This is a genomic window from Cytobacillus pseudoceanisediminis (assembly GCF_023516215.1).
Taxonomy (GTDB): Bacteria; Bacillota; Bacilli; order Bacillales; family Cytobacillaceae; genus Cytobacillus; species Cytobacillus pseudoceanisediminis.
Map to the genome: position 1 here is coordinate 2,225,882 of NZ_CP097349.1, position 17,940 is coordinate 2,243,821.

Sequence of the window (17,940 nt, forward strand, 5' to 3'; positions counted from 1 at the left end):
TTTTATTCCCCTTTTCCAGCTAATCCTTTTAATTGGCCAATGCTTTCCAAGATAGAAATTTTTTCATTCGTTTCTTGTTTCAAGAAAGAGATAATCGAAGGATATAATCGAATGGCTTCGTCTATTTCCATCGATGATCCGCGCTTGTAGGCTCCAATATTAATCAAATCCTCTGCATTTATATATGTGCTAAGCAGTTCCCTTACTTTTTCTGCTGATTTAATATGGGAGGCATCTGCAATATGGTTCATAACCCGGCTTACACTTTTCAGGACATTAATAGCCGGATATTGCCCTTTGTTCGCTAACGCCCGATCCAGAACAAAGTGTCCATCCAGGATTCCCCTGACTGTATCAGCGATTGGTTCATTCATGTCGTCACCGTCGACCAATACGGTATAAAATGCAGTTATAGAGCCATATTCATTTGTTCCTGTTCTTTCAAGCAGCTTAGGAAGAACAGCGAAAACCGAAGGTGTATATCCTTTTGTTGTTGGCGGTTCACCGACTGCGAGGCCGACTTCACGCTGCGCCATAGCCACCCTGGTTACTGAATCCATCATTAACATGACATTTAAGCCTTTGTCCCTGAAATACTCAGCAATTGCTGTGGCAGTGTATGCACCTTTAATTCTCATGAGTGCCGGCTGGTCTGACGTAGCTGCCACCACGATGGACCTTTTTAATCCTTCCGGGCCGAGATCCCTCTCAATAAACTCCCTAACCTCTCTGCCCCTCTCACCAATAAGTGCTATCACATTTAAATCTGCATTAGTATTGCGGGCTATCATTCCAAGAAGTGTACTTTTTCCGACACCGCTTCCGGCAAATATCCCGACCCGCTGCCCGTTTCCAACTGTCAGCATGCTATCGATCATCCTTACTCCTACTTCAATAGGTTCAGAGATTGGCGGTCTTTTCAAAGGATTAGGAGGCGTTTGTTCGGTTAGTACTGGCGTTAAACCCTTTGGCAAATTTCCCCCATCAAGAGGCTGTCCCAGTGAGTCTATTGCCTTTCCTATAAGAGCAGGACCAATTTTCACCTCAAGAGGTCTCGAGGTTGTCTCGACAAGAGAGCCTGGTGAAATATCCTGTACGTCTGTATAAGGCATAAGAATCACATTCTCATTCTTGAAACCGACTACTTCAGCCTGGATCCTTCTTGTCCGTCCTTTGCCAATATGAATAATGCATACATCCCCTATTGAACTTTCCGGACCTTGAGACTCAATCATCAAACCGACTACTCTTTTTACTCTGCCAAAACGCTTAAAGCTATCAATTTTATCCACCTCGTGGATCAGCTGTTCAAGTTTCAATTGAGTTCACTCTCCAGCATCTCAAAGAGTTTTCTTTTTATTTCTTCTAACTGGCTGTCAACACTGGCCTCAATTCGTCCATTTGCTGATTCAATAATGCAGCTTGTGTTGCTTAGTTCCTCATTTGGATATATATATAAATCTGTCTCTTTTGGAAATACCCTGGTTAGTTCGTCCTTATGGGATAGAATCATATCATAATGCATAGGGTGTACATGGAGCTGAATCTCAGTGTATTCTCTCGCTTCCTTTATTGCTCTTTTTACAATGGAAAGGAATTTGTCACTATTTTGTTCAAGAACTTCTCCAAGAATTCTTTCTGCAACCTTTAACCCCAAATTTAGAATGGTCTGTTCTGATGATTCGATATGCTGCTGATAATCATGTTTGGCTGAGTTTACAACTTCTCTTGCCATATGAATCAGTTCGCTGTATTCCCGGAGACCGCTTTGTCTGCCTTCATCAGCTCCAGCAGCAAATCCCTCAGAGCGGGCTTCCTCAAGAACCTTTTGTTTTTCCTTTTCTAGCGCTCCTAGCTGCTCCTCAATTTGCCGTGTCATATTTTCTGAATCTACTCTCGCAGTATTCACAATCCTTTCAGCTTCCTCACGGGCACTTTTCAGCATGGCCTGAAGTTCTTCGTCAGTTCTAACCGCGTTTTGCTCCATTGCATCAGCAATTTGATTTGAATTGCTTTGCAGAAGTCTAATAGAAATGACTTTCTTTTCTTCTTTCGGCACTGCGGAAGAATATGATTTAATAAGCCTAGACAATAATATCATCCCCTCCGCCGCGAGCGACGATGATCTCTCCTGATTCTTCTAGTCTTCGGATAATGCCGACTATTCTTGATTGAGCTTCCTCAACATCTCTTAATCTTACAGGACCCATATATTCCATCTCGTCCTTAAAGGTTTCAACCATTCTGGATGACATATTTTTAAAGACGATTTCCTTAACTTCATCACTGGACACCTTCAATGAAAGCATGAGGTCCTCACTTTCACAGTCGCGGATAACACGCTGGATGGCGCGGCTATCAAGCGTTACGATGTCCTCAAATACAAACATTCTCTTCTTAATTTCCTCAGCAAGCTCTGGATCCTGAATCTCCAGTGCATCCAGAATAGTCCTTTCTGTCGCCCGGTCAACCCCATTAAGAACATCGACAACTGATTCAATTCCGCCAGTCTGAGTATAATCCTGTGTTACAGTAGAAGACAGCTTTCTCTCGAGAATCTGTTCAACTTCATTGATAATTTCCGGAGATGTACTATCCATAACGGCAATCCTTCTTGCAATATCCGCCTGCATTTCCTGCGGCAGCTCTGACAGGATTTGCCCGGCCTGCGCTGGATCCAGATAGGACAAGATCAATGAGATTGTTTGCGGATGTTCATTTTGTATGAAATTCAAAATTTGTGCCGGATCTGCCTTTCTGGCAAAATCGAATGGCCTTACCTGAAGGGAAGACGTCAATCTGTTAATAATGGCTGAAGCCTGCTCGGTGCCAAGTGCTTTCTCGAGAACTGTTTTCGCATAACCAATACCGCCCTGAGAGATATAGTCCTGTGCCAGTGCAATTTGATGGAATTCTTCAAGTATTTCTTCTTTAGCAAACGAATCAACTTTTCTGACCCCGGAGATTTCCAGTGTAAGCTTCTCAATTTCATCCTCGCTTAAATGTTTATAAACAGAGGATGCAACATCAGGACCAAGTGAAATAAGAAGAATTGCCGCTTTTTGTTTACCTGTTAGTTCTCTTTGCTCTTTTTTTGGCATTTTTCATCCTCCTTAGTCTTCTGCGATCCAAGTGCGAAGCAGTTTTGCAAAGTCTTCAGGCTTTTCCTTCGCCATTTTTTCCAGCTGCTTGCGTCTCACTGTACTTTCTGTTTCATGCTCTTCATTTACATCCGGAAGATTGAATGTCTCTGCAGTTTGTACTTCCATCTCTTCTTCTTGCTTCTGCCTCTTTCTCGCTTTAACAAAAAGGAAGATTAATAGAACAATGATTAAAAGCAGTACTCCTCCGATTGCATAAATCCACCAAGGAATGCTGGTGCTTGTCTCATTTGTGAACTCAACTTTACCATTGAAAGGCTGTACTGAGACGACAATCTTATCCTGAATTGCCTCATCTGTTAATTCTGCATCAGCTGCAGCATCCTTATTAATGGTTGTACGAACAACAGTCCCAAGTATCTGGGTAATATCATTAATTCTTTCCTGCGGAAGTGATGCAGGATCATCTGCCGTCGGCGGCTCCACCATTACCTGAATGCCTAGGTCTCTGACTTTATACGGGCTTTCGACAATTTCCCTGCGGATTTTATTTACTTCATTATTAATAGTCTCTTCTATCCGTTCATAATCACCGCTTGAATCCCCGGTCGCTACATATGAATCTGTCCCAGCTGGTTCATCGTTTCCTCCCAGCGCCGGAGTTCCTCCTGCCCCTTCGCCATTGCCGGTAAAAGTCTCCGTAATCTTTTGAGCACTGATAGCTATACCTTCCATATTTTCTTCATCAACAGGCGTAACCAGGTTTTCTTCCCTGTTTTCCTGTGTGAAGTCAATATCAGCGGTTACAGATACAACAACCTTATCCTGCCCCATTAAAGTGCCCAGCATATTTTGCACCTGGCGCTGTACATCGCGTTCTATTTCTTTTTTAATTTCGTGCTGTGCTGCAAAAGTGCTTTCTGATGAAGAATTTTGTTTATTTTTTAAGTCAAAATACTCAAAAAACTGATTGGTAATGACGATATTATCAGTGGGAAGATTTGGTATACTTTTCGCAGCCAGGTGATAAAGCGCCTGGATTTGCGATTCTTCAAATTGATAGCCTGGCTTGGTGTTAAGAACAATAGAGGCAGATGCTTCCTCCGAAGAATCATTTACAAAGATGCCTTTCTCCGGAAGGTTAATCATTACCTTGGCATCGTTTACTCCATCGATCCCTTTCATCAAATTCGCAAGCTCAGTCTGCATTGCTTCAAGCTTTAGTACATTAAATTCGTTTTCAGTCATACCGATGCCGGCATTCTGGCTGAAAAATGAGTAATCAATGCTTCCGGATTTCGGAATTCCTTCAGCTGCCAGTTCCACTTTCAGAGTATCCACTACCTCTTCAGGTACTTTGATCGTTGTTCCCCCATCTGCAATTTCAGATACAACGCCCCTGGTATCGAGACTTTCTTTGATCGTCCCAGTCTCCGAGGGTGTTAAATTGCTATAAAGAGGAACTAGAGTAGTCCTGGTACTTAGGAATGCGGCAGCCGCAATCAGCAATATACATATCGCAGCGGCACCAATCATAACCGTCTTTTGTTTTTTTGTCCTGCTGCTCCAGTATTCTTTCACTTTACCTATATATCTCTGTAGTGTCTCATTCATTACAATCCTCCGGTTATTCTGTCTAAGCTAATAACCGCCATAACTAGTTTTTAGCTTTAATCATTTTCATTCATGAAAAAATTGAAAAAATCTCACCATAAGTGGATCCTTTCAATTTTTTTAATTTTTATTCCAAGGGAACAGCTGTAAAATTAAACTTGCATTCTCATCGCTTCCTGATAAGCTTCAATTACTTTATTTCTGATTTCCAGTGCAGCCTGCATTGTAATGCTCGCTTTCTGTGATGTAATCATCACCTGGTGAAGATCGACATTTTCTCCCTTTGCTAGCTTTTCAGTCATAACATCTGACTGAATCTGTGCATTATTAATTTTTTCAATTGATTGCTTTAAAACGGACGAAAAACTTTGCTGAGCATCGAATGCTGTATATGTATGAGTCTTTTGATTTTCAGCAGGCTTTAAAGCATTCACTGGCATAAAAGTTACATTATTCATTTAACGTTCTCCTTATTTGCCGATTTCCAAGGCTTTCATCATCATGCCTTTAGAGGCATTAAAAACAGTTACATTGGCTTCATAAGATCTTGTCGCACTAATTAGATCCGTCATTTCTCTTAAAGGGTCCACATTTGGCATTTCAACATATCCATCCTCATTAGCATCGGCATGGGTGGGATCATAAACCATTTTAGTTGGCGTCTCCCGATCTTCTACAATTCTTGATACCTTTACACCGTTTCCTGCAGAGCTTTCGCCTCTTCGGCTCATTGCCATATTTAAAAAAGATGAAAATTGTCCTTCTTTCGGTTCCAATACTACTGATTTCCTTCTGTAGGGTCCATCTCCATTCACACTTCTGGTAGAGTCCGCATTGGCCATATTAGAAGAAATTACATCCATGCGGAGCCTTTGGGCAGTAAGTGCCGATGCTGTGTTATTCATACTATGAAACATAGACATTACTATTTTCCTCCCCGCAATACATTCTGCAGACTAGAAAACTTGCCGCTAACCCGTTCAATCACTGCATTATAGTAAATCTGATTTGTAGCTAATTCCGCCATTTCCTTATCTACATCTACACTATTGCCATTATGATTGTAAGAAGCATTGCGTTTTGTAATTACACCTTGCGCTGAGGATAATCCATTCTTAAAATCGTAATGCCTGATGTCACTTTTGTTTGCTTCCATTGATCCTTCTAGAGCGCTCTGAAAAGCCTCTTTAAAGCTTGCATCTTTTGCTTTATAGTTTGGAGTGTCTGCATTTGCAATATTTTGAGATATTACCTTTTGCTTCAGCGAAGAGTAATCCAATGCTTTTTCTAAAGTTGATATAGTGCCTGAAAACAGTTTCAATCATAACACCTCATATAAAAACAATTTTTATCATGGTAATTATTGTAGAAATTTGGTGATAATGGACAAATTATGTCATCATAAACATTATTGTAATGAATATGAAATAATATGTCTATGAACATAAGGTTAATTTTAATGATTCTTTTGTCCTATTTTCCGCAAATCCTTTAAATATGCTGAAAGTTATATTGATTTATTTCTATTAATTACCAATGGCACATGATTCTTTCTCCCAACTGAAATTTACCTACATCCTCTTCGTGGTTCTTTTGAACTATCTATTATAAACATGGCAAATGCTTATAATGTAAAATAAGTCTAAAATCCTTATAAAAAATGATAAAAATGCATAAATTTACCAACAGCTTATGTAATCTATTTGTAATAAAAAAACCCGTCATTTAAGGACGGGTTTTAGAGGACTATATTAGTTAGATTTAAGTTTTTCTAATTCAACCAGAAACTTATCGTTTAGAACTTTGATATAAGTACCTTTCATACCTAAAGAGCGGGATTCAATAACCCCTGCACTTTCCAGTTTTCTTAGAGCATTTACGATTACTGAACGCGTAATGCCTACACGATCAGCAATTTTTGATGCTACAAGAAGCCCTTCGTTGCCATTAAGCTCTTCAAAGATATGCTCGATCGCTTCCAGCTCACTGTATGAAAGTGAACTGATTGCCATTTGTACAACAGCCTTGCTGCGTGCTTCTTCTTCAATTTCTTCAGCTTTTTCACGAAGGATTTCCATACCAACTACAGTAGCACCATATTCAGCAAGAATTAAATCATCATCATGGAACTGTTCCTGTAATCTGGCAAGAATTAATGTACCCAGACGCTCACCGCCGCCGATGATTGGAACAATAGTAGTCAAACCGCTTGCGAAAAGATCCTTGTTTTCAACCGGGAATGCAGTATATTCGCTTTCTACACCCAGATTTGATGAAGTTTCCTGGATGTTAAATAAATTTTTAGTATATTCTTCAGGGAATTGACGATCTGCAAGCATTTGCTTCATACGCTCATTTTCAATTTGCTGGTTTACAGCAAATCCAAGCAGTTTGCCTCTTCGGCTCACTACGAAGATATTTGCTTCGATTACATCACTTAGTGTTTCTGACATTTCTTTGAAGTTAACCGGTTTTCCGGCCGCTCTTTGGAGCATTGCATTAATTTTTCTTGTTTTTGTTAATAAATCCATTGTATTTCCTCCTATTTGCTACAACCATAAACATATATTTTGTTAAGATTAAATAACTTATTACTTCTTGAAGATTCGTAAAAAATTTAAGATTCATTCCTCGTGTACCCTATGACATGGTTCTTTAAACAATGGGTCATAGAATAAACTGGCTTAAATCCTTATTGCGGGAAATGGCTCCCAGTTTCTCCTCAACATACTGAGGGGTAATTGTGATTTTTTCCATTGTGACATCCGGTGCTTCAAATGATAGATCCTCAAGCAGTTTTTCCATGATCGTATGAAGACGCCTAGCACCAATATTATCTGTATTTTGGTTAACTTCGAAAGCAAATTGAGCAATCCTACGAATAGCATCGTCAGAAAATTCAATTTGTATACCTTCAGTTACCAATAATGCTTCATATTGTTTTATTAATGCATTATCGGGCTCAACGAGTATTTTGTAGAAATCTTCAACGGTTAGTTTCGTGAGCTCCACACGGATCGGAAAACGTCCCTGTAATTCAGGAATCAGGTCGGAAGGCTTAGCCATATGGAATGCCCCGGCAGCAATAAACAATACATGGTCTGTCTTTACAGAACCGTATTTGGTTACTACTGTTGAACCTTCTACCACCGGCAAAATGTCTCTTTGAACCCCTTCCCTTGAAACATCAGCTGAAGAACCTCCGCTGTTTTTGCTAGCTATTTTATCGATTTCATCAATGAAAATAATTCCTGACTGTTCAGCGCGGAATACAGCCTCCTGGCCGACTTCGTCCATATCAATCAGCTTTTGGGCTTCTTCATTTGTTAAGATCTTTCTTGCTTCCCGTACAGTCAGTTTCCTTTTCTTCCTTTTTTCGGCATAAGGCTGCTGAGAGCATCCTGCATATTCATGCCCATTTGCTCCATACCAGAGCCCTGCAGCATATCAAACATGGAAGGCTGCTGCTCCTCTACTTCAACGGTAATTACTTCATTTTCCAATTCGCCAAGAGCAAGCTTCTCTTTTACAATCTTGCGTTTTTCCTGGAGGTTTAAATCTTCTGTCTGATACGTATCCTGCTGCTGATCATTACCTCCGCCAAATAGCATTTCGAGAGGATTTTTATAGTTAGCTGCCTTTTTGGCACCCGGTACAAGCAGTTCAAGTATGCGGCGGTTGGCACTTTCTTCTGCTCTTTCCTTTACACTGGCCATCTTCTCTTCTTTAACCAAACGGACGGATGTTTCTACAAGGTCCCTGACCATGGATTCAACATCCCTGCCCACATATCCGACCTCGGTGAATTTGGTTGCCTCCACTTTAACAAATGGTGCACCGACCAATTTAGCCATTCTGCGCGCAATTTCAGTCTTTCCTACACCAGTCGGGCCAATCATCAGTATATTTTTAGGATTTACTTCATCCCGTAATTTTTCTTCAAGCAAGCTGCGGCGATAGCGATTTCTAAGTGCAACAGCGACTGCTTTTTTTGCATCTTTTTGACCGATGATAAATTGATCCAAACGCTCAACAATTTGGCGGGGAGTTAAATTTGTTCCTTTACCCATGCAACAGCACTCCTTTTATTAGAGTTCTTCCACAATGATGTTGTGGTTTGTATATACACATATTTCCGCAGCCATTTCAAGCGAGGCCTTCGCAATTTCTCTTGCTGACAGGTGTTCGCCTGCAAATCTCTTTAAAGATCTTCCAGCTGCGAGGGCATAGTTGCCTCCTGATCCAATAGCCAGAATTCCATCATCCGGCTCAATCACTTCACCTGTACCGGAGATAAGCAGCAGACTATCCGTATTCATAACAATAAGCATTGCTTCGAGCTTGCGCAAAACCTTATCGCTTCTCCACTCTTTTGCAAGCTCAACAGCTGCTCTCTCAAGGTTTCCATTATACTCTTCAAGTTTTCCTTCAAACATTTCGAATAATGTAAATGCATCGGCTACTGAGCCTGCAAATCCAGCCAGCACCTTACCATTAAATAGCTTTCTGACTTTTCTTGCAGTGTGTTTCATCACAACTGCATTTCCAAAGGTAACCTGGCCGTCGCCGGACATTGCACATTCTCCATTATGATGCACAGCAAATATTGTTGTAGCATGAAATTCGGACATGAAAGACTCCTCCTTTGGAGCATATTGCCTTTGATTTTTTTCTGCAGACTAGTTGGTATTGACTTTCTTTTGCTAAGCCCGCGGATGATGGGCCATATAAGTTTTTTTCAAGTATTCATTCGTAACATGTGTATATACCTGGGTTGATGATAGAAATGCGTGTCCAAGTAATTCCTGAACTGTTCTCATATCAGCCCCATTTGCCATTAAATGCGTCGCAAATGTGTGGCGAAGCATATGGGGATGAATTTTGCCTGTTAAGGAGGATTTCTCGATTATTCTATCCAGTATAGTCCTGATTCCCCTTGCTGTAAGCGGACCACCCCGGGCATTCAGAAACAAATTTTCCTGCACGTTCCCATTGGCAAGCAATTTTTTACGTCCATGGTTTATGTATGTGTCAAGTGCATCCTGGGCAAAGCTTCCGAAAGGGACATACCGCTCTTTACTGCCCTTGCCGCGGACTAGAACCGTTGATAGATACATATCCAGGTCTTTTAAGCGGATTTGGCTGCACTCGCTGACGCGGATGCCGGTTGCATACAATAGTTCAAGAAGTGCCTTATTTCTTTGCCCTAGAGGAGTGCTGGCTTCACAAGCATTGAAAAGCTGCATCATTTCCGCCTCATAGAAAAATTCCGGCAGCTTTTTCTGCGCTTTCGGAATCGAAACAAGTGCAAAAGGATTTTCAGCGACTTTTTCTTCTCTGAGCAAAAATTTAAAAAGCTCCTTAAGCTTGATATTTTCCTGGCAACTGACTTACGGGACATTTTTTTATCGTAAAGTTCAGTAAGATATATCCTGACATCCTGATATGCGACTTTGGTTAAATCAGCAATGGCTTGTTCAGCCATGAACATAAAAAATTCACTAATATCATGCTGGTAATGCTCAATAGTATATTGTGAATAATTTTTCTCAATTTGTAAATATTCAATAAACAACTTTAAAGAAACGTTCACATTTTCAGACATTAAATGTTCACCTCGCAAGGGCTACTAAATAGTATCACAACTCAGCAGCCCAACGCAACATAATTTACAAATTTTTCACAAAGTTCTGAATTGTTCCTAATGCTCTCTCCGCATGCTTCTCATTTCTTTCTTTTTTCCTCTGATTTTTTCAGGAAGTTCAGGAAACAAACCAAAATTAGCGTTCATTGGCTGGAAACTTTTCGGGTTAGCAGTGGTAATATAACGCGCCATGCTTCCAATCGCTGTCTCATGAGGAAACTCTATAGGATCTTCTCCTTTAACAAGCCTTGCAGCATTGATGCCTGCCACAAGTCCGCTGGCAGCAGATTCAACATACCCTTCAACCCCTGTCATTTGCCCTGCAAAGAACAAATCATCCCGGTTCTTGAATTGATATGTTGCGCGCAGAACTTTTGGAGAGTTGATAAATGTATTCCGGTGCATAACGCCATACCTTACTATTTCAGCATTTTCGAGACCAGGAATCAAGCGTATTACTTCTTTTTGCGGCCCCCATTTCAAATGTGTCTGGAAACCTACAATATTATAAAGAGTTCCGGCAGCATCATCCTGTCGAAGCTGAACAACTGCATATGGCCTTTTTCCTGTTTTCGGATCTTCTAAACCTACCGGCTTCATCGGGCCAAAGAGCATTGTTTTCTTTCCCCTGTTTGCCATGACCTCTATTGGCATACAGCCCTCGAAAAAGATTTCCTTTTCAAATTCCTTTAATGGAACTGTTTCGGCCGTGGTAAGAGCCTCATAAAAACGGTCGAATTCTTCTTCTGTCATAGGGCAATTCAAATATGCCGCTTCTCCCTTATCATACCGTGATTTCAAATAAACTTTATTCATATCGATTGAGTCTTTTTCTAATATTGGAGCAGCCGCATCATAAAAATATAAATAATCTTCTCCGGACAGCTCTTTTAATTTTCCGGATAGGGCTTCACTTGTCAGCGGTCCAGTAGCAATTACAGTTGGCCCTTCCGGAATATCTGTCACTTCTTCGTTGATTACCGTTACATTCGGATGATTTTTGACTTGCTCTGTAACACGAGCGGCAAAATCATGCCGGTCAACTGCCAATGCGCCCCCAGCAGGAACGGCACTGCTGTCAGCTGAATGAATGATAACAGAATTCAGCTTCCGCATTTCTTCTTTTAATACACCAACTGCATTTGTTAAAGTATTTGCACGCAGAGAGTTGCTGCAGACAAGTTCTGCAAATTTATCTGTGTGGTGGGCAGGAGTCTGCCTTACTGGCCTCATTTCATAGAGCTTTACTTTTATTCCCCTGCTGGCCAGCTGCCACGCGGCCTCACTGCCTGCTAATCCCGCTCCTATTACATTTACTGCTGTATCTTTCATAAAATGAACCTCCATATATACTTATGATGACGATGTCATGATTAATTTATATTTTTTAAAAACAGTCTCTCTTACTTTACCCTGTTCTTATTCATTTTGCCATTTTACAATACGATTTAAAAATAAAAAAGTTTCGTGAACGATTTGAAGCTAATATACTTTGAAACAAACCAAAAGGAATACACCGGCTGGAAGTATTCTGGATACACATCCCGCAATAGAAAAGAGTGAGCATTTAAGCCCACCCTTAACTTTGCTTTTCTTCCTTATAGTCGCATTCAACACACTGAACCTGGACACCTTTTTTGAGTTTTTTCTCAACTAGAAGGTTATCGCATTTAGGACAGCTTCTTGGCAGCGGCTTATCCCATGAAATAAAGTCACATTCAGGGAATCTGTCACAGCCGTAGAAGATCCTGCGTTTTTTGCTTTTTCTTTCTATAATATTTCCTTCTTTGCACTTCGGACACTTCACACCAATATCCTTTACAATTGGTTTGGTATTGCGGCAGTCAGGGAAATTGCTGCATGCCATGAATTTTCCATAGCGCCCCATCTTGAACACCATTGGATTTCCGCATTGCTCACAATCTTCACCTGCAGGTTCATCCTTAATTTCTACTTCCTGCATTTCTTTTTCCGCTATCTCAAGATTCTTTTCAAAATCTTTATAGAATTCATCAATGATCTGTACCCAATTGACCTTGCCTTCTTCAACATAGTCCAGGTCCTTTTCCATCTTTGCTGTAAACTCGATATCAAGGATTTCAGGGAAGAATTCCATGATCAGCTCAAGAACAATTTCCCCCAGTTCAGTCGGAATAAAACGTTTGTTGTCCAGAGCAACATAACCCCGTTTTTGAATTGTGTCAAGAGTCGGAGCAAAAGTGGATGGCCGCCCAATTCCCTGTTCTTCAAGTGTTTTTACCAGCCTCGCCTCAGTATACCTTGGAGGAGGCTGGGTGAAGTGCTGTTTGGGTTCGATGTCTTTTTTAAGGACTTCATCCCCTTCTCTCAGGTCTGGGAGCATATTATCTTTTTCCTCTGACTGATCATCTGTGCCTTCAACATAGACTTTCATAAATCCAGGGAACTTCACTTTTGAGCCTGTTGCCCTGAAGATCACTTCTCCATTCTTTAAATCTACACTCATTGTATCCATAACAGCTGGTGCCATTTGGCTTGCAACAAAGCGTTCCCAAATGAGCCTGTATAATCGAAGCTGATCACGCGACAAGTATTCTTTTAAACTTGCAGGCGACCTTAGTGTGCTTGTCGGGCGGATGGCCTCATGGGCATCCTGGGCGTTGCTGTTTTTCTTTTCTTTTTTCTTTTCACCCTGCAGGAATTCTTTTCCGTAAGAATTTTGAATATAATCTGCTGCTTCATTTTGCGCAATTTCAGATATGCGTGTTGAATCAGTTCTCATATAAGTAATTAAACCAACAGTTCCTTCTTTGCCGAGGTCAATTCCCTCATAAAGCTGCTGTGCAAGCATCATGGTTTTCTTGGCACGGAAATTTAATTTCCTTGCAGCTTCCTGCTGAAGTGAGGACGTAGTAAAAGGGGCGGCAGGATTCCGCTTTCTTTCCTTCTTGGTAACCGATGCCACCTTAAATTTATTGCCCTTCATTTTACTTAATATATTTTGAACATCGCTTTCAGACTTCAATTCCACTTTTTCATTCTCCAGCCCGTAAAAAGCTGCATCAAAGGCTGTTTTTCCTTTTAGGAACTCTCCGTCAATGGACCAGTACTCTTCTGGTATAAAGTCCTTAATTTCCTTTTCGCGGTCGATAATCAAACGGACTGCAACAGACTGTACTCTGCCCGCACTTAATCCTTTTTTCACTTTCTTCCATAATAATGGGCTGATATTATAACCGACTAACCGATCAAGCATCCGTCTTGCCTGCTGGGCATCAACAAGATCCATGTTGATTGGCCTTGGATGCTTAAAGGATTCTTTAATGGCATCTTTCGTAATTTCATTAAAAACAACACGGCAGTCCGAAGTAACGTCCATGTCCAGGCTATGTGCCAGATGCCATGCAATTGCTTCCCCTTCTCTGTCGGGGTCAGCCGCGAGATATATTTTCTTGGCTTTTTTGGCCGCTGACTTAAGTTCCTTTAAAACTGGGCCCTTTCCACGAATGGTTATGTATTTTGGTTCAAAATTATTTTCCACATCTATGCCCATTTGGCTTTTAGGAAGATCCCTGACATGTCCCATGGAAGCTTTAACTTTATATTTTTTCCTAAATAACGCTCAATCGTTTTTGCCTTTGCAGGTGACTCAACGATTACAAGAAACTCTGACATCAGTAGTCCTCCTTGAGAGGGATTTTTAAACATTCAGGCAAAATCATCTTTGAATGCTGCATTTTTTACATGCTAAACTTGCCTGCTTTCATTTATCACTAACCTATATTAAACAGCCTCTGGGTTGGATATTTACATCCTGAGGAGCGGCTTAAGTGTCTTATAGCATAATTGAAGTAATATTGCTTATTCTTCGCCAGCTTGCTGATATCATCAGCTTTACTGCTTGAGTATTGAAATATTCATTATTATTCTACATTCTATTCAAGTTTGTCAAACTTAAGCGGATTATTTCCGCAACCGTTTCCAAGAAAATATTCTAAAGCGAATAAAGAAGCAGACTTTTTCTTTCCATAATACCTGTTGCAAAATGTATAACAGTTTTAATAGAATTTCAACCTTTTTGTAAAAAATCCTTTAAATTAACACATTTAAAATGAGCTGAAGTAAGAAAAAGGAGCACTTAATCTATAGCAAGGCTCCTATTTCATTTTCCTGATTAGTAAAGGAATTCTTCTAAGATCTCCTCAGCTGATTTTACCAATTTAGCGCCTTGCTGAATTAATTCATTAGTTCCCCCAGAGAATGGGCTAAAGATATTTCCAGGGACTGCAAAGACTTCTCTTCCTTCATGAACCGCATAATTTGCTGTAATAAGGGAGCCGCTTTTGCTTTTAGCCTGGATTATCAATGTGCCTCTGCTAATGCCGCTGATGATTCGGTTTCTCATTGGAAACTGCCATCTCGAGGGTCTTGTGGCTGGCGGATATTCAGAAATAACCAGCTGATTTTTCATCATTTCATATGCTAGCCTTTGATTAGCCTGAGGATAAATATGGAACAGCCCGCCAGCTATGACACCAATTGTTTTCCCTTTATTTTTGATTGCTTCCTTATGTGCAATGGCATCAATACCAGCTGCCAGCCCGCTTACAATAATAACCCCTTTTTCGATAAGCTTTGGAAACATGTATTGAATTGCTTTTTCTCCATACTCTGTTGCCTGTCTGGAACCGACAACGGCCAGGTGAGTTCCGCTATTCAGAAGACTGATATCACCTCTTGCATAAATAACCCATGGCGGCTGATACGTTTCTTTTAATAGAATCGGATATTCCTTATCAAAAATTGTAATGGTTTTAATGCCATTTGGTGAATATTGGCGAATTTGTTCCTGGATTTGATCTGAATGAAGATCTTGGAGTACATTTGAAAGAGAATCTTTGGTGGTGAATAACTGGGGTATTATTCGGAAAAGGGTATGATTATACATACAATTTAATTGGGGATCTTTCTTAAGAAAGTTATAAATCATCTTCCAGCTCATTCCTCTGCAATGATGGAGATGGGTGAGCCTCATATTAAATTCATTCATGGGGAGCCTCCTGAATTTTTTTATAAAGCGGGGTATGTGCGGGGATAAACGGATTTGGCAATGCAGAAATAGTCCCTCAAACAGAGGGACTACTCTTAAGTTATTTAAATAGGATTAATGAGTTTTACACTGATCATAAAGGCCTTTTTCTTTTAAAACCTTTATCAGGGTTTCACCCATTACGGATGGAGTATCTGCTACTTGAATACCGCATTCATTCATAACACGGATTTTTTCATCAGCTGTTCCTTTGCCTCCTGAAATAATTGCACCGGCATGGCCCATACGCTTACCTGGAGGTGCAGTGCGACCGCCGATGAAGCCTACAACAGGCTTAGTCATGTTTGCTTTAACCCACTCTGCAGCTTCTTCTTCAGCTGTTCCGCCGATTTCACCAATCATGATTACAGCATAAGTTTCTGGATCTTCATTAAATGCTTTTAATACATCAATGAAGTTTGTTCCGTTAACCGGGTCTCCGCCGATACCAACAGCAGTGGACTGGCCGATTCCAGCCTGTGACAGCTGGTGTACCGCTTCATATGTCAATGTTCCAGAACGGGAAACAACCCCAACATGACCTTTAGTATGGATATATCCAGGCATAATGCCGATCTTACACTCATCAGGAGTAATAACACCAGGGCAGTTAGGACCTACAAGGCGAGTCTTCTTGCCTTCCATATAACGCTTAACTTTAACCATATCCAATACAGGAATATGCTCGGTGATACAAATGGCAAGATCCAATTCTGCATCTACCGCCTCAAGAATAGCATCTGCAGCAAATGGAGCTGGAACATAGATAACGGAGGCATTGGCACCTGTAGCCTTAACTGCTTCCTCCACAGTATTGAAGACAGGAACACCTTCTACTTCAGTACCGCCTTTACCAGGAGTTACACCGCCGACAATTTGCGTTCCGTATTCAAGCATTTGCTTAGTATGGAAAAGGGCTGTTGAACCAGTAATCCCTTGAACTATAACTTTAGTATCTTTATTAATAAATACGCTCACGTTAATTCTCCTTTCTGGTCTAAAGAGTGCCATTCTGTACTCAAAGGTCATAAGCAAAAGCTCTTTCAGGCAAACAAGCCTTTCGGATTCCGCCAAATGCCTTAGACACTGAACGGCCGCTCATTTTTGATTCCTAGCCTACTAAAGAAACGATTTTTTGTGCGCCGTCGGCCATTGATTCAGCCGCAATGATATCGATATCGGATTCAGCAAGGATCTTCTTGCCCAATTCAACATTTGTACCTTCCAGACGTACAACTAAAGGCACAGTCAAGCCTACTTGCTTCGCTGCTTCCACTACGCCAGTGGCGATGACGTCGCACTTCATGATTCCGCCAAAGATATTAACAAAAATACCTTTTACGTTTTTATCAGAAAGGATGATTTTGAAAGCTTCAGTAACCTTTTCAGCAGTTGCACCGCCCCCAACATCAAGGAAATTGGCCGGGTCTCCGCCATAGTGTTTGACGATATCCATAGTAGCCATCGCCAATCCTGCACCGTTAACCATGCAGCCGATATTTCCATCAAGGGAAATATAGCTCAGGTCATATTTGGATGCTTCGATTTCCTTTGCATCCTCTTCTTCAAGGTCACGAAGAGCCATGATGTCCTTTTGACGGTAAAGAGCATTTCCATCAAAGTTCAGCTTTGCATCCAGAGCCATTACCTTGCCGTCTCCAGTTACTACTAATGGATTGATTTCAGCGATAGAGCAATCTTTTTCAATGTAAGCTCTGTATAAGCCCATCATGAATTTAACAGCTTGTCCGACAAGCTTTGATGGGATATTGATATTAAAAGCGATTCTGCGCGCCTGGAATGCTGTTAAACCAAGCACAGGATCAATTTCTTCCTTGAAGATTTTTTCAGGCGTCTGTTCAGCTACTTCTTCGATTTCTGTGCCGCCCTCTTCAGAAGCCATTAAAACTACGCGTGACGTTGCGCGGTCCAAGACTAGACCAACATAATATTCCTTCTTAATGTCACAGCCCTCTTCAATCAGTAAACGCTTTACTTCCTTGCCTTCCGGGCCTGTTTGATGTGTAACAAGTGTTTTCCCCAGGATTTCACTTGCATATGTACGAACTTCGTCAAGATTTTTGGCAACTTTTACACCGCCAGCTTTACCGCGTCCTCCGGCGTGGATTTGTGCTTTTACCACACATACCTCAGTGCCAAGTTCTTTAGCAGCTTCAACAGCTTCTTCTACTGTAAATGCCACTTTTCCGTTCGGAACTGCGACCCCGTATTGTCTGAGGACTTCTTTACCTTGATACTCATGTATATTCATTTCCCATCCTCCTATCTAACTCTTCAAAAAAATAACTGCGCTTTCATTTTATAAAATGACACAACCCTTGTCTACCATTTACTCTAAAATATTATATTTCTTTAAAAATTAAAAATATTAAAAAGTGCAGAAACCCTGTCATAATAGATGTTTTACACTTATTTTATTTTAAAATTATTTTTTTAAAATAAAGAAAAACTGCCTTTTCGACAGTTTTCTTTTTTATTAGACTCAAGTAAAA

The 17,940-nt window shown here is 40.7% G+C and carries 12 protein-coding genes and 4 pseudogenes; all 16 read right to left on the minus strand.

Annotated elements, in window-relative coordinates; genetic code table 11:
* Window positions 1-2: 2 nt before the first annotated feature.
* The 16 genes and pseudogenes from fliI to sucC all read right to left on the minus strand — a co-directional run bounded on the left by fliI (window position 3) and on the right by sucC (window position 17,699).
* Window positions 3-1,319 (minus strand): flagellar protein export ATPase FliI, encoded by a 1,317-nt coding sequence (gene fliI / locus M5V91_RS11980; protein WP_009330758.1) that lies wholly within the window; start codon window positions 1,317-1,319, stop codon window positions 3-5.
* Window positions 1,316-2,101 carry a flagellar assembly protein FliH gene (gene fliH, locus M5V91_RS11985; protein WP_009330759.1) on the minus strand — a complete coding sequence of 262 codons (786 nt, stop codon included), beginning with the start codon at window positions 2,099-2,101 and terminating at the stop codon, window positions 1,316-1,318. Before fliH ends, fliI begins: the two co-directional genes overlap by 4 nt.
* Complete coding sequence (fliG, locus tag M5V91_RS11990) at window positions 2,085-3,101, minus strand: flagellar motor switch protein FliG (RefSeq protein WP_019381762.1); 1,017 nt, start codon at window positions 3,099-3,101, stop codon at window positions 2,085-2,087. Before fliG ends, fliH begins: the two co-directional genes overlap by 17 nt.
* Before the next feature lie 12 nt (window positions 3,102-3,113).
* Complete coding sequence (gene fliF, locus M5V91_RS11995; RefSeq protein ID WP_284522168.1) at window positions 3,114-4,715, minus strand: flagellar basal-body MS-ring/collar protein FliF; 1,602 nt, start codon at window positions 4,713-4,715, stop codon at window positions 3,114-3,116.
* A gap of 152 nt (window positions 4,716-4,867) precedes the next feature.
* On the minus strand, window positions 4,868-5,173 hold the full coding sequence (gene fliE, locus M5V91_RS12000; RefSeq protein WP_009330762.1) for a flagellar hook-basal body complex protein FliE: 306 nt from the start codon (window positions 5,171-5,173) through the stop codon (window positions 4,868-4,870).
* A gap of 12 nt (window positions 5,174-5,185) precedes the next feature.
* Complete coding sequence (flgC, locus tag M5V91_RS12005; protein ID WP_009330763.1) at window positions 5,186-5,638, minus strand: flagellar basal body rod protein FlgC; 453 nt, start codon at window positions 5,636-5,638, stop codon at window positions 5,186-5,188.
* A gap of 2 nt (window positions 5,639-5,640) precedes the next feature.
* A complete protein-coding gene (gene flgB / locus M5V91_RS12010; protein WP_009330764.1) occupies window positions 5,641-6,036 on the minus strand; it encodes a flagellar basal body rod protein FlgB in 396 nt (131 codons plus the stop codon).
* 430 nt (window positions 6,037-6,466) lie between these two features.
* Window positions 6,467-7,246 carry a GTP-sensing pleiotropic transcriptional regulator CodY gene (gene codY / locus M5V91_RS12015; protein ID WP_009330765.1) on the minus strand — a complete coding sequence of 260 codons (780 nt, stop codon included), beginning with the start codon at window positions 7,244-7,246 and terminating at the stop codon, window positions 6,467-6,469.
* Window positions 7,247-7,382: 136 nt separating this feature from the next.
* A pseudogene (hslU, locus tag M5V91_RS12020) lies at window positions 7,383-8,785 on the minus strand (ATP-dependent protease ATPase subunit HslU).
* An 18-nt stretch (window positions 8,786-8,803) separates the two neighbouring features.
* Window positions 8,804-9,346: an ATP-dependent protease subunit HslV gene (hslV, locus tag M5V91_RS12025; protein ID WP_009330767.1), complete on the minus strand. Its 543-nt coding sequence runs from the start codon at window positions 9,344-9,346 to the stop codon at window positions 8,804-8,806.
* A gap of 72 nt (window positions 9,347-9,418) precedes the next feature.
* Window positions 9,419-10,320 (minus strand): annotated as a pseudogene (gene xerC, locus M5V91_RS12030) (tyrosine recombinase XerC).
* 64 nt (window positions 10,321-10,384) lie between these two features.
* Window positions 10,385-11,691 (minus strand): annotated as a pseudogene (gene trmFO / locus M5V91_RS12035) (FADH(2)-oxidizing methylenetetrahydrofolate--tRNA-(uracil(54)-C(5))-methyltransferase TrmFO).
* 247 nt (window positions 11,692-11,938) lie between these two features.
* Window positions 11,939-14,013: pseudogene (gene topA, locus M5V91_RS12040) on the minus strand (type I DNA topoisomerase).
* A 499-nt stretch (window positions 14,014-14,512) separates the two neighbouring features.
* On the minus strand, window positions 14,513-15,388 hold the full coding sequence (dprA, locus tag M5V91_RS12045) for a DNA-processing protein DprA (protein ID WP_251175171.1): 876 nt from the start codon (window positions 15,386-15,388) through the stop codon (window positions 14,513-14,515).
* A gap of 114 nt (window positions 15,389-15,502) precedes the next feature.
* Window positions 15,503-16,405: a succinate--CoA ligase subunit alpha gene (gene sucD / locus M5V91_RS12050; RefSeq protein ID WP_009330772.1), complete on the minus strand. Its 903-nt coding sequence runs from the start codon at window positions 16,403-16,405 to the stop codon at window positions 15,503-15,505.
* Between the two features lie 133 nt (window positions 16,406-16,538).
* Window positions 16,539-17,699 carry an ADP-forming succinate--CoA ligase subunit beta gene (gene sucC, locus M5V91_RS12055; protein ID WP_009330773.1) on the minus strand — a complete coding sequence of 387 codons (1,161 nt, stop codon included), beginning with the start codon at window positions 17,697-17,699 and terminating at the stop codon, window positions 16,539-16,541.
* Window positions 17,700-17,940: the final 241 nt, after the last annotated feature.

Coding starts and splice junctions, on each gene's coding strand:
- fliH (WP_009330759.1), bottom strand. CDS start 2,101: ATGATATTATTGTCTAGGCTTATTAAATCATATTCTTCCGCAGTGCCG.
- fliG (WP_019381762.1), bottom strand. CDS start 3,101: ATGCCAAAAAAAGAGCAAAGAGAACTAACAGGTAAACAAAAAGCGGCA.
- fliF (WP_284522168.1), bottom strand. CDS start 4,715: ATGAATGAGACACTACAGAGATATATAGGTAAAGTGAAAGAATACTGG.
- fliE (WP_009330762.1), bottom strand. CDS start 5,173: ATGAATAATGTAACTTTTATGCCAGTGAATGCTTTAAAGCCTGCTGAA.
- flgC (WP_009330763.1), bottom strand. CDS start 5,638: ATGTCTATGTTTCATAGTATGAATAACACAGCATCGGCACTTACTGCC.
- codY (WP_009330765.1), bottom strand. CDS start 7,246: ATGGATTTATTAACAAAAACAAGAAAAATTAATGCAATGCTCCAAAGA.
- hslV (WP_009330767.1), bottom strand. CDS start 9,346: ATGTCCGAATTTCATGCTACAACAATATTTGCTGTGCATCATAATGGA.
- dprA (WP_251175171.1), bottom strand. CDS start 15,388: ATGAATGAATTTAATATGAGGCTCACCCATCTCCATCATTGCAGAGGA.
- sucC (WP_009330773.1), bottom strand. CDS start 17,699: ATGAATATACATGAGTATCAAGGTAAAGAAGTCCTCAGACAATACGGG.